Source organism: Chryseobacterium sp. 22458, from assembly GCF_052044975.1.
Classification (GTDB): domain Bacteria; phylum Bacteroidota; class Bacteroidia; order Flavobacteriales; family Weeksellaceae; genus Chryseobacterium.
The window spans coordinates 213,271-225,464 of the sequence record NZ_JBQEOA010000003.1 but is presented as its reverse complement, the minus strand read 5'-3'; the positions used below and the strand labels follow the sequence as shown (position 1 = coordinate 225,464).

The following is a 12,194-nucleotide window of genomic DNA, read 5'->3' as shown; positions in this document are numbered from 1 at the left end:
ATAGTTTTTGATAAAGTAAAGCATTCCGTGTTTCTGTGAAGATAAGTCAGATTACATTTACCAGATTTGTTGCTGCTATGGCAATTGTCATTTCCCATTTCAATAAAGATCTGTTTTTATACAAGATCGATTATATTTCCAATCTTTTTCTGAGAGCCAATGTAGGGGTAAGCTATTTTTTTATCCTTTCGGGGTTTATCATGATTATTGCTTATCATAAAAAAGATAAGATTGACTATCTGGAGTTCTATAAGAACAGGTTTGCCAGGATCTATCCGCTGTATATTCTGGGGCTTTTGCTGTATTTTATGACAAGATCCCAGATGTTTGACTGGTATAAGCTGATGCTGTACAGTTTGGGAATTCAGAGCTGGATACCGGGGGAGGCCATGATCCTCAATTTTCCGGGGTGGTCTATATCGGTAGAATTTTTCTTCTATCTGCTTTTTCCTCTCTTATACAATTATTTTTATTCCAGGAAAAATAAGATGATCTGGGTTGCTGCTATTGGATTATGGTTGATTACTCAGGTGTTTTCTAACCTGTATCCGGTATATGGAGCTTACGAAGGGCCTCATACCAAAAGCCACGAGTTTCTGTATTATTTCCCTTTATGGCATCTTAATGAATTTCTGATCGGGAATCTGGCGGGAATCTTTTTCGTGAGAAATTATAGACAAAAAAACTACGATCGGCAGGTTATTGTACTCTTTTTATTGATCCTTGTAACTTTAATGTTTGTTCCGCTTTTCTATCATAATGGTTTGATGGCACTGCTTTTTGTGCCTGCGATCTTTGTAATCTCAGCCAATAACGGATGGGTAACCAGATTCTTTTCATTGAAACCGCTGGAATACCTTGGAGAGATCAGTTATGGAATATACATTACTCATATTCCTGTCCTCTACCTTGTGAGAGCATTTTTAGAATGGCAGCAATATACATTCAGCATCGATATTGTATTTGTGATATATATTATTGTAATGCTGCTTAGCTCTGCCTTTTTTTATCAGTTTATCGAAAAGCCGATGCGTGATCTTTTAAGAAAAATACACTTTTCAAAACAATAAAAATTAAAACTTCCTTTTAAAACTAAATATTTAGTTTTATGTTTTGGTTAGAACAGATCTTTCCTGAAATTAATATTGTAAAGCCCCGATCTTATGCTTCGGTAATCAGTAAACATATATTTTAGAATCATTCCCCATTTTGTAATAAAAGGGGCATTGGCGATCTGAAAGCTTCTGTATACTCTCCTGATGTGGAGTTTAATTTCTGCAGGAATCGTATTTTCGCTTTCCGCCCATTTGTTCACCTCTTCCCAGAGTAAAACTCTTGTTGAGGCTGGTTTTATCTCCCTGTTGTCTACCTTGGTAATCCTGTTATTCTCATGAACTCCTCTTACGGCTACGGCGCTGTCAAGAATTCCCGGATATAAATTCAGATAGTAGGAGAGTCTGAACAGGAATTCTGTGTCCTGATGTAGTTTTAAATGGGTTTTGAAGAAATATTGCAGGTTTTTCAGAGAGCTTTTCCTGATGGTCAGGGCATCTATGCTGAAAAGGCCGAAGGTTCCTATCATATTAAGTTGCCCGGGAAATACATCTTTCGGAGGATGCTTTTTGTAAACAGTGGTTAAGTGGTCTCCAAAGACTTTATAATACTGTTCTTTCGCTTTTTCAGAATAATAATGTACACCTATTGCTCCATAAACGCCATCTACATCATTGTTTTTAAAGAGTTCTTTTTCTGCATCAAAACGATTGGGAAGGTAATAATCATCTGCATCCAGAAATGAAATGAAATCACCTTCTGATTTTTCTATCCCCAGATTTCTGCTGGCTCCGGCGCCATGATTGCCTTGGTCCGGGTGCTGATAAAGTTTTACTCTGCTGTGTTTCCCGGCAAGTTCCCTGCATACCTGCAGTGCATTGTCCGGAGATTTATCTTCTACCAGAACAACCTCATATACTTCATCGAACTGAAGGGCAGATTCAACAGCCTGAGTAACATATTTTTCAGCGTTGTATACGGGAATGATTACGGAAATTTTCATTTCAATCAGTCTGTTTTTTAATTTAATATTGAATAAAACCTATTTCTTATTGAATACTCTTTTCAAAATATGTCCCATTACAAAAGGAATACGGGAAATATTGTGTTTAAGTGTTTTAAAATGATCAATAGTAAAGGTTGTATCCTCCGTCATTCCATAGTCTGAAAAATCAACTCCGGAAACTGCTTTATGCTTGAACGTTGCATTCATTAAATTATACTGGTGAACAATCTGAATGTACATTTCTTTACTGTCTTCAGTAGAAAAGTTTTTATAATCACGGAAGCAGTTATGGGCTCTTTCCTTAAGAACAGTCTGGAAGCTGTCTGTACTTTCGGCCAGATTTACAAACGGATTGGCAATGGCATTATAAAGCTTTACAATTGCTTTGCGGTCCGGCAGCATGGTAAGCTGAAATCCTCTTCTCAGATCTATGACAAGGTCATGAACCGGTTTGAAGTGTTCCTGTACTGTTTTTATATAATCCTTGTGAAGCATATCATCATTATCCAGTTCGCCGGTAATAACAAATTTTGTATCCGGAGCAAAATACTGTGGAATGATTTCTACTGCTTTGGTTTTCATGACATCAAAATCTTCTACAAATACAGCTTTGAAAGTAGGATATTCAGTTTCGATCTCTTTAATGATTTTCCTGAACTTATCAGAAGTGTTCACATCAAAGAACGTTAGCCATACGAAATTTTGGTTGGTCTGATTTTTATAGGAAGGAAGCACATAAGTTCTGAATAACCTGAAGCGGTCATCCAGCCATTCTTCTGTAAGAGGTTTAAATCCTGAACGTGTCTCGTTCCAGCCTTTTGTAGGAACATTGAATCTTGTCATTATAATGTGTACAAACTGACTCATCTGAATAAATTTATTAAAAAGTTGTATATTCTGTATGGCTTGCTGCCGTATATTTTCTCCAGTTTTTGCTCATAGAAGGTCTTTCTGTTCAGGAGGGTAATATAGCTGGGAAAGAATTCATGAAACAGTGTTTTGTGTTTTTCATACACGGTATGGTAAATGAACTCTATTTTATCCTGATTTCCTGTGATTTCTTTGATCATTGAAGTATCCGGGTGTGATCTGTAATTGAAAACCGGGTAATCAATTTTAATGATAGGCTGATCTCTGTGGGTAGAGATCAGTTGAATCCAGAATTCCCAGTCTTCAAAGCCATGTCTTAATTTTTCATCATATATGATTCCTTCATCAAAATACTTTTTAGCAAACATAGAGGTACAATACATTTTGTTTCCTAAAAGCAATTCTTTGAGGGTAAATTTTTCCTGTAAATTAGATTTTTTATGGGTATGCCCGAAAGTTACCGTATCTGAAAATACAATCAATGTCTCCGGTTTTTGAGTAAAAACGGCGATCATTTTTTCCAGGGCAAGTGGGTTCAGGGTATCATCAGCATCCAAAGGAAGGATATAATCTCCTGTTGCGTTCCTTATTCCTGTATTTCTTGCTCCGGAAAGCCCTCTGTTTTCCTGATATACGTATCGTATTTTTTCATTCTCAAGTTTACGGGACACACTTTGAGTGTCATCTGTAGAGCCATCATCTACGATAATACATTCCCAATTGGAATACGATTGGTTTTTAATAGACTCTATACATTCTTCCAGGTATTTTGCGTGATTATAACAGGGAACAATGATGGAAACTTTATTTGTCATTCAATTGGTTTTTTACTTTATAAATATGCTGAAAATAATTTTTTTAAATAATCTTCGGAAGAAATTCCAGCGAAAAAGGATTCTGTATGAGGATTAAATTCAATATTATAATAAGAGCCTTCATCAGTATTTTCATATACTGCTTTCTTGCCTAAATGATCTTCCAGCTGGCTCAGAATCTCCTGAAGTGAGTACTGATAAGGATAAGTAAGATTGATAATCTCATTGTTGAATTCATCAATATACTGTTTCGTAAATAATGCAATATCATCTGTACCGATCAGGATTCTTCTTGCATTGTTGTGAACGGTAAAACGGTTTCCTGATAGTACTGAATTTTTAAGGAAATTAATTAAAGTATTGGGGTTGCCACCACGGCCTACCGCATTTCCTACCCTGAAAATGATAAAGCTTTTGCAGTGTTCTTTAATAAACTTTTCAGCATTAAGTTTATGGTTTACGTATGGGCTCTCTTTTTTGGAAGGATCATAAATACTGCAGGTCGAAAAATAAATCAGTTTTTTATTCGGAAATTCTTCTGTTATTTTTGCCAGCAGAGAAATTTCTCTTTCAAATTCTGCCGGATTTTTTTCCAGGGAATTGGAAACCCCGGATGCAAAAAATATTACATCTTTTCTATCATAAGATCTTACGGCCGCCGCCAGAATTCCATTACCAATAATCATATATTTTTTATCTAAACATTTCAAAAACCTTATAGGTATTTGAAGATTTTAAAAAGTCCAAGTTTATTTCCCAGTTTTGCCCATCGTGAATTTTTTACACGTTCCAGCTTATCGAGTGCATAGTTGTATTTGTTTTTCGGAATATAGTTTTCAAGAAAAAGGTCTTCAATATTGATATTCCTTCTTTCAGCCATTTTAATAAGAGCCACCCAATGCCAGAACAGGGCTTTTTCTGTATTTTTTGTGGTAGATATTCCATTTTGATGAATTCTGTACAGGTACAAGTCTTCATCAATATATTGTACGGGAGCTACTTCGCACATTTTCATGTACCAGTCTTTATCTTCAGCGATTTTTAAAAACGGATCAATACCGGAAGTTTTCTCGTAGATCTTTTTTTTAAAAGTGGCAAAATGTGAAATTTCGCCGTTAAAATTAAAATAAGACTGATCAAGCCCGGTAATCTGTTTAGCTTTATGCACTGATTTAGGATTAAGGTGCTCATCACAAAATACCAGATTAGAATAAACCATACCTGCTTCAGGATATTCCAAATGGGTTTTTAAAACGAATTCCAGTGCCTGTTCTGTCAATGCGTCATCAGGATCCAGGAAACCACATATTTCAGATTCCGCAAGCTGTATTAGTCTCTTTTTTGTATATCCTATTCCCCTGTTTTGATCATTCATATTAATTTTAAACCGGGTATCATCACCAATAATCTTTCTTATGACTTCAAGAGAATCATCAGTAGATCCGTCGTCCAAAATCACTGCTTCCCAGTCTTTTTCAGTCTGAGCAATTAAACTTTGGTAACATTTTTCAAAAAAATGACCATTATTATAATTGGCAATAAGTACACTGAATTTACTCATTTCTACTGTGTTTATTCAATATTTTTTTTAATGCATTCAAATATCCGAAACCATTTTTTCTGTCCGGTTCCAGAATATTTCCTTCTGCCCATTCGTTCCAGGATTTAACAATTAAAAACTGTTCCGGGTAATCTTTTTTGTTTTCGAGATATTGTGCTGCTTTTTCTACCTGCTGCTCAAAGAGTGCCGGAGAGTTATTGGCCAGTATAATTCCTCTGTAACCACTCCTTGGCGTATTATCCCAGTTGGGCAGAATACACGGATAGGTAGGAACGTTGCTTTCTTCAAACTTTAAATCATTTACTACTTCCCGGGCATCCTGAATTCTGACTTTTGGCTGTTCTTTCTTTATTCCTATAAGCCCTTTTATTCTGTTTTTATAATATTGAGAATGGGAGATGTATTCTTTTTTATTAACATGAGGTGCCCATGCTTTCTGAAAAGCATTGGAAATCTTACTGTCATACCCCATCGATTGAAAATCAAGATCGTCCGGAAGCTTATTGGAAGCCATCACATACAAATCATCAAATCCGTTTTTTCTGGCAAGCTCCCTGAATTTTGAGATATAATATGGATCGCCGTCATTTAAATGATTAGGGTCATAGATAATAAAAAGAGGTTTATTGTCTACTTTTATATATCTTTCGTCTTTGAAGAAAGGAAGCAGATATTCGAAATGAGCAATTAGATCCTGCTCATCCGGATAAGTTTGTTTGGCCAGTATTTTTTCTGATAATCCATGCCATATTCCTGACCATGTTTCATTTGCCCAGCAAAAGCAGAAAGGAAAATCCGGTTTTCCTGATTTTAAGACATCATTGGCTACACGTTCCAGTAACTGCTTTCCGCTTCCAAACCAATAGTGATAATAGATAAATCCGTGCACGCCATATTCTTTTGCCATGTGTGCCTGCTGTTCTCTTACCTCAGGAAGGCGAAGATCATAATATCCCAGATCTGCAGGGAATATGGGCTGTTCGTGACCTTCAAATAAAGGTTGCGCTTTACTTACGTTAGTCCATTCTGTAAATCCTTTTCCCCACCATTCGTCATTTTCCGGAACAGGATGATATTGAGGAAGATAAAATGCAAGAGGTTTTATTTTTTTCATAACGGATTCAAAAATAGTTTTTTAACGGATTCCAGATATTGTGTTCCAAATTTCTGATCAGGTTCTAAGTGATTGCCTTCGGCCCATTCATTCCATGCATTAATAAAAATGAAATTTTCATCTTCAGAATAAGGTTTGAAATCTGCTTTAATTTTTGAAAGCCAATCTCCGAAATACTCAGGTGTAGAGTTTTCAAGTATCAGAGTAGGGTTTGTACCTCTTCGGGATGTATTGTCCCATCCGGGTACAAGGGAAGGGTAAAGTTTGAAATCAAAATCCTTAAGATGTTTTAAATGCTCTCCCATCCATTTGTAGGGAACTGTATTGTGGTTATTCTCTTTCTTTTTCTCTGTGAAAGCATTCTTTACACGGCCTATAATACCTTGCTGAGGTCTTCTTTTTCTTTCCTGAATTTCTTTGAAAACACTTTTTCTGCGTATACCGAAAGGTTCAAAATCAACTGCGGCATCAAAACCTTCTACCAATTGATCCCAGTCTTTCTGATATGAAAAGACCATATGGCAAATATACAATTCTAAGCCAACTGCTTTTGCTTTTTCCCGCCAGCATTTGATTGTTTCCTGTACATTAGGTAAAATATTAGGTTTGTAAATAACAATCACGGGCTTGTTGTTTACCTTGATATATCTGTCATCCATTAAGATAGGAAGCAAAAAATCAATATGATCTTCATTGTCCTGCACAGAGTATTTCTGTTCTATTAAAACTTCCTGATCATTACCATCCCAGCGTCTGGTCCAGTTTTCATTGGCCCAGCACAACATGAAAGGCAGATCTTCTTTTGGGTTTTTTAATTTTCTGTCGATAGGCTCATGCATTAAGCGTTTCCCGTTAAACCAATAGTGATAATAACAAAAACCATAGATTCCATACTGCTTGGCCAGAAGTTCCTGTGCCATTCTTGCTTCTTCCAGCCTTAAGTCATAAAATCCAAGATCTGATGGAAGATGTGGCTGGTAATGGTTCTCAAACAGAGGTTTTGCTTTTGTGACGTTCGTCCATTCCGTAAACCCTTTTCCCCACCATTCATCGTTTTCCGGGAATGGATGATATTGTGGTAAATGTATGGCGATTGGTCTTATTTTCATATTTCTGTGCTTAAATTATCTGTTAAATAAATTTGATCATTTGTTTCTAAGGCAATATTTTTACCGATAAGCAGTATCATACTACATCTGTATATTCACTTACCAGCTTTTATAATAAACCTTTTGAAGATAATGTAATGTATTATAGGTGAATTTACCCACATTCTTCAGAATCAGTTTTTCAGAAAGTGTTTTATGATCAAGCTCTCTAAGGAATTTTTTATGATTTTCGGTCAGCTTATTTTCTCTGTAAGCGTCATGAATGAGTTTCAGGATTTTCTTTTTCATTTCAGGCTGCTCTTTGTGTTTGATGAAGATATCAAAGAATGAGTCTGCTAAAAAGTTATTTTTTTTATGAGTATTGGTACTGTGCATTCTATAGCTGCATGACTTGGTGTCGTCATAGATGAAGTCATACTTCTGGCTTAGTCTGAGCCACATATCATAATCTTCAAACGTTAAATTTTCATCCCATCCTCCGATCTCTTTTACCAAAGCAGATTTGGTGACACATGACATGGCAGGAAGAAAATTATAATCAAGTAATTTTTTATAAAAGTTTCCTGATTCAATATTCAGATATTGATGAAAATAGGGGATAAAAGTATTTTGAAAACGCACTGAATTGTCATCAATAATATAAGCATTTGAGAATACCAACGCTTCCTTAGGGGAAGAGTTTTCAAGTATGGCAACATGTCTTTCTATTTTATCAGGCTCCATAAGGTCATCAAGAGCTATGGTAATAAGATATTTGCCTTTGGAAACAGCCAATAGCTCATTCAAAGACTTACAGATTCCCTGATTCCGGGTATGAGGAATAAACCGGATGTTCAGTTGAGGGTTATCTTTGATCCAGTTATTGATAATTTCTACAGAATTATCTTTTGAGCAATCATCACAGATCAGGATCTCAATATTATGATAGGTCTGAGATTTTAAACTTTCTAAAGACTCTACTAGAAACCGCTGTTGGTTATAGCTGAGGCATAAAATCGAAACCAAAGGAAATTCTGTCATGATATTTTACTTTATTGAAATCAAGTTTTTGAGGGTTAAATTTTAAATCTGTTTACAGTATCTATAACTTTTTCAACTTCTTCTTCCGTCATTACCGGGGAGATTGGCAAACTTAATATTTCTTCATGAATTTTTTCACTGATCGGGAAGGATAGATCATTCCATTCTTTATATGCCTGCTGCCTATGAGGAGGAATCGGATAGTGTATCAGGGTCTGAATTTCATTTTCTGCAAGATATTTCTGTAAAGCATCTCTATGGGCTGTTCTGATCACAAAAACGTGCCAAACATGCTCTTTTTCATTTTCAGGATATTCAGGAAGTGTTATTGCAGGGTTGATAATCCCGGAAATATAGCGTTTTGCTATTTTTCTTCGGGTATCATTTTCAGAATCTATATATTTCAGTTTTATATCTAAAACAGCTGCCTGAATTTCATCCAGCCTGGAATTAAGCCCCTGGTATATATTTACATACTTTTGATTGGATCCGTAATTGGCTAAAGCTTTTATGGTAGCGGCAAGCTTTTCGTCATTAGTGGTAACTGCTCCTGCATCTCCAAGCGCTCCAAGGTTTTTTCCGGGATAAAAACTGAATCCGGCAGCATCACCCAGATTACCTGATTTTTTGCCATTCCATTCTGCTCCGATGGTTTGGGCATTATCTTCAATGATCTTAAGGCTGTGGGTTTGGGCTAATTGCTGAAGTTCTTCTGAAAAGACGATTCTTCCATACAGGTGAACAATTAGAATTCCTTTTGTTTTTGAAGATATTTTTTCTTTGATTTTTGAGATATCAATGTTGTAATTGTTAATATCCGGCTCTACAAGTACGGGAACCAGTCCGTTATCTGAAATAGCAAGGATGGAAGCAATATAGGTATTGGAAGGTACGATGATTTCGTCACCTGGATTCATGATTCCTAATTCTATATAAGCCCGTAATATCAGGCGTAATGCATCCAGACCATTGGCTACCCCAAGGGCATATCGGGCTCCGGTATATCCTGAAAGGTTACCTTCAAAATTTGAAAGTTCTTGTCCCATCAGATACCATCCGGAACGAAAAACCTGGGAAAGTTTTGCTTCAATTTCTTCCTGATGCAATAGGTTTATTTTTTGAAGATCTAAGAATTTTATCATTTGTTAATTGTTATTAAATATGTCAGATGTTATACTTTATTGTTAAAAGAATTCTTTTTCAGAATAAGTGAAACTGTTATAAAAGTAAGGATAAATATAACACCATATATCATTGAGTTGTTTGTTGAGAGCCATGGCCCCTGAAACTGAAAATATTTTTGAGCGGGAAATCCGAAAAAGTTTCTTTCCGATAATGCTTTGTCCAGGAAGCCTTCCGGTACATTAATCTTGTACCAGAATCTTGACCAGATCAACTGAAAAACGAAAATACCGGCTAATTGATATCTGCTGAAATCTACTTTCTTAAGACTGTCTAAAAATATAAATACAATAAAAGGGAAAAATTGTAAAAATTGTCTTGTTTCTGTTCCTAAAATAAAGAAGACGGAAAAAAGTATGGTTATTGTTTTGAGGAATGAGTCTGAGTTTTTTGCTGCGTAAGAGAAGAATAACTTACGATAGTATATGATAAAAACTACAAATAACCCATAATATATAAAATGGGTAATAATGAATTTCAAAGGAAATGAAAATGCCTGAAACATTAAATTAAATAAAAATTCACCTGATGACAGGGTATGGGGATCTTTAAAATTAACCGTAATAAATTTACTCACAACAAAAAACAGGACTAAAATAACTGACGGGAAAATAAGATACGGAGAAAAAAAACCTTTTCGGTTTATATTCAACCCATTCAATAAATTCAGAATATACCGGATGGTGAAAAAGATAAAAGAGTTAAGCAATATAAATGTTACCGGAATCAAGAATAAGGCAGACTGCACCGTATAATCTTTTTTAGCAGCTGCTATAAACAGGTTGTAATTTGAATATAGATATAAGAGCTCAAATACAATACATAGCGCAAAAACAAGATATACATATTTATTGAAATTTTTTTCAATAGCAAGCCCTTTCTCATTAAAGGAAATAAAGCTGGAAGCAATAAGGGATACTGCGATTAAAAAAGTTGTTGGGAAAACAAACATGGATATCATCAGTATCAGTAAAAATGCAGTCCTGTTTTTGATCGTATAATAATAGTATAAAATAATTCCTGAAGTAAAGCCAAACAAATCCATAAGAATAGGATAGTAGTTTGATAATTTAAGCACAAAGAAATTGACAAACAGGAAGCAAAAACCAAGAATCGTAATATTTTTACTGTAGCCTTTTATCTTCACAATTTTGTAATAGAAATACAGCGAAATGAAAATTGCAAGCCCATTCAGTATGATAAAAAGACCCTGAATAGTTTGCAGCGTAAAAGCTATCCCCAATAAACTATGGATAAAATGAGCTATTCCCGGCATTAATAATCTGGAAATATAATAGGGATTAAAGCTTCGTTCAAAAAAATTTTTTGAAAAATTTCTAACAATCTCAATATAACTTTTTTCATCAAAAATATCTACATATTTGAATGGTAATCTGTCATTTGAGAGAAAAGCATAGGCTAGACACAATAGAAATACGCCTATTATGTAATATGCAGAAGGTATTTTTTTTAATGTAGTCAGCATAATGGATCGTTACTGTTTCTCAACATCATCTTTTTCTTTAATAATATAACCCGGGCGATCTTTTACTTCTTCAAAAATCCGCCAGATATACTCTGCTATGATACCAAGAGAAAAGAGAATGAGTCCTCCAAAAAAAGAGATGAACAATATGATACTCGTCCATCCTTTAGGCTGTATATCATTTAAAAACGGGCTCCCGAAAATTTTAATATAAATATAAAACAGGATAAGTAGGAACGAAATTAAAGAGACCCATAGACCAAGATTAAATATAAATTTTATAGGAAACGAAGAGGATGAAAAGAAAGTGTCTTTTGCCAGTGTCAGTTTCTTTTTTAAAGTCCATCTGGATTTTTGATTAATTCCCAACGGTCTTTTATATCCAAAGTGATAGGGATTAAACCCCAATCTTAAAATTTCTGCAACAGTTGATGTATTTCTAGGATGTATTCTTTTGTTAAGGATATCAATTATCTCACGGTCTATCAGGAAAAGATCAGCACCACCTTTCGGGAATTTCACCTCCGTAAGGTTATTCATAATTTTATAATAGGTTTCTGAAAAAATCTTGCTTTTCCAGTTGTCATCACGTGTAATCCTATGAGGAATAATGATTTTTTCTCCCTTCAGCCATATGTTATACATCTCTACAATCGTCTCGTAGGGTTGTTGCTCATCATCTACAATAGGGAGTGCACAGGCTCCTTCTGCTAGTGAAAGTCCTGCAAAAATTGAATAATGACTAGTATAGTTTCTGCTGAGTTGATAAGCTCTTACGTTTGACTCTTTTTTTTCCAGTTCTAATGCTATTTTATAAGAGTTGTCCAGAGAGCCATCATCCATGACAATAAATTCAAAGGGGATATTATTTTGCTCTAATAATTCCTTAACGTTTTCATACACGTTTACAATGCGTTTTTCGCTGTAATAAGAAAGAAGAATCAGAGATAGTTTTTTAGTCATCATAAGGTGTTTGCG

General features: G+C 35.1%; 12 protein-coding genes. 1 reads left to right on the top strand and 11 read right to left on the bottom strand.

Translation table 11 applies throughout. The annotated features are described in order from the left end of the window. Positions 1-35 precede the first annotated feature (35 nt). Complete coding sequence (locus ACTJJF_RS11960; protein ID WP_440699802.1) at positions 36-1,070, top strand: acyltransferase family protein; 1,035 nt, start codon at positions 36-38, stop codon at positions 1,068-1,070. A 47-nt stretch (positions 1,071-1,117) separates the two neighbouring features. Here ACTJJF_RS11960 and ACTJJF_RS11955 read toward each other — a convergent pair whose 3' ends face one another. From ACTJJF_RS11955 to ACTJJF_RS11905, 11 genes are all read right to left on the bottom strand, one after another. After that, entirely contained in the window at positions 1,118-2,056 is a 939-nt protein-coding gene (locus tag ACTJJF_RS11955; RefSeq protein ID WP_440699801.1) for a glycosyltransferase family 2 protein, read from the bottom strand. Positions 2,057-2,095: 39 nt separating this feature from the next. Continuing rightward, a complete protein-coding gene (locus ACTJJF_RS11950) occupies positions 2,096-2,926 on the bottom strand; it encodes a glycosyltransferase (RefSeq protein ID WP_440699800.1) in 831 nt (276 codons plus the stop codon). Beyond that, positions 2,923-3,744: a glycosyltransferase family 2 protein gene (locus ACTJJF_RS11945; protein ID WP_440699799.1), complete on the bottom strand. Its 822-nt coding sequence runs from the start codon at positions 3,742-3,744 to the stop codon at positions 2,923-2,925. Before ACTJJF_RS11945 ends, ACTJJF_RS11950 begins: the two co-directional genes overlap by 4 nt. Before the next feature lie 17 nt (positions 3,745-3,761). Further along, positions 3,762-4,430, bottom strand: coding sequence for an NAD-dependent epimerase/dehydratase family protein (locus ACTJJF_RS11940; protein ID WP_440699798.1), 669 nt, complete (start codon positions 4,428-4,430; stop codon positions 3,762-3,764). 29 nt (positions 4,431-4,459) lie between these two features. After that, positions 4,460-5,305 carry a glycosyltransferase family 2 protein gene (locus tag ACTJJF_RS11935; RefSeq protein ID WP_440699797.1) on the bottom strand — a complete coding sequence of 282 codons (846 nt, stop codon included), beginning with the start codon at positions 5,303-5,305 and terminating at the stop codon, positions 4,460-4,462. Continuing rightward, positions 5,298-6,419 (bottom strand): glycosyltransferase WbsX family protein, encoded by a 1,122-nt coding sequence (locus tag ACTJJF_RS11930; RefSeq protein WP_440699796.1) that lies wholly within the window; start codon positions 6,417-6,419, stop codon positions 5,298-5,300. Before ACTJJF_RS11930 ends, ACTJJF_RS11935 begins: the two co-directional genes overlap by 8 nt. Then, on the bottom strand, positions 6,416-7,528 hold the full coding sequence (locus tag ACTJJF_RS11925; protein ID WP_440699795.1) for a glycosyltransferase WbsX family protein: 1,113 nt from the start codon (positions 7,526-7,528) through the stop codon (positions 6,416-6,418). Before ACTJJF_RS11925 ends, ACTJJF_RS11930 begins: the two co-directional genes overlap by 4 nt. Positions 7,529-7,627: 99 nt before the next feature. Further along, positions 7,628-8,548: a glycosyltransferase gene (locus ACTJJF_RS11920; protein WP_440699794.1), complete on the bottom strand. Its 921-nt coding sequence runs from the start codon at positions 8,546-8,548 to the stop codon at positions 7,628-7,630. Positions 8,549-8,583: 35 nt separating this feature from the next. Further along, the gene (locus ACTJJF_RS11915; RefSeq protein WP_440699793.1) at positions 8,584-9,690 is read right to left on the bottom strand and encodes a DegT/DnrJ/EryC1/StrS family aminotransferase; all 1,107 of its coding nucleotides are present in this window, start codon (positions 9,688-9,690) and stop codon (positions 8,584-8,586) included. A gap of 29 nt (positions 9,691-9,719) precedes the next feature. Next, positions 9,720-10,877: a hypothetical protein gene (locus ACTJJF_RS11910; protein ID WP_440699792.1), complete on the bottom strand. Its 1,158-nt coding sequence runs from the start codon at positions 10,875-10,877 to the stop codon at positions 9,720-9,722. 348 nt (positions 10,878-11,225) lie between these two features. Further along, a complete protein-coding gene (locus tag ACTJJF_RS11905; protein WP_440699791.1) occupies positions 11,226-12,179 on the bottom strand; it encodes a glycosyltransferase in 954 nt (317 codons plus the stop codon). Between the last annotated feature and the right edge of the window lie 15 nt (positions 12,180-12,194).

Excerpts from the sequence above, each read along its gene's own strand:
- ACTJJF_RS11915 (WP_440699793.1), bottom strand. The coding sequence starts at position 9,690 with ATGATAAAATTCTTAGATCTTCAAAAAATAAACCTATTGCATCAGGAA.
- ACTJJF_RS11920 (WP_440699794.1), bottom strand. The coding sequence starts at position 8,548 with ATGACAGAATTTCCTTTGGTTTCGATTTTATGCCTCAGCTATAACCAA.
- ACTJJF_RS11940 (WP_440699798.1), bottom strand. The coding sequence starts at position 4,430 with ATGATTATTGGTAATGGAATTCTGGCGGCGGCCGTAAGATCTTATGAT.
- ACTJJF_RS11945 (WP_440699799.1), bottom strand. The coding sequence starts at position 3,744 with ATGACAAATAAAGTTTCCATCATTGTTCCCTGTTATAATCACGCAAAA.
- ACTJJF_RS11935 (WP_440699797.1), bottom strand. The coding sequence starts at position 5,305 with ATGAGTAAATTCAGTGTACTTATTGCCAATTATAATAATGGTCATTTT.
- ACTJJF_RS11925 (WP_440699795.1), bottom strand. The coding sequence starts at position 7,528 with ATGAAAATAAGACCAATCGCCATACATTTACCACAATATCATCCATTC.
- ACTJJF_RS11930 (WP_440699796.1), bottom strand. The coding sequence starts at position 6,419 with ATGAAAAAAATAAAACCTCTTGCATTTTATCTTCCTCAATATCATCCT.
- ACTJJF_RS11950 (WP_440699800.1), bottom strand. The coding sequence starts at position 2,926 with ATGAGTCAGTTTGTACACATTATAATGACAAGATTCAATGTTCCTACA.
- ACTJJF_RS11955 (WP_440699801.1), bottom strand. The coding sequence starts at position 2,056 with ATGAAAATTTCCGTAATCATTCCCGTATACAACGCTGAAAAATATGTT.
- ACTJJF_RS11905 (WP_440699791.1), bottom strand. The coding sequence starts at position 12,179 with ATGACTAAAAAACTATCTCTGATTCTTCTTTCTTATTACAGCGAAAAA.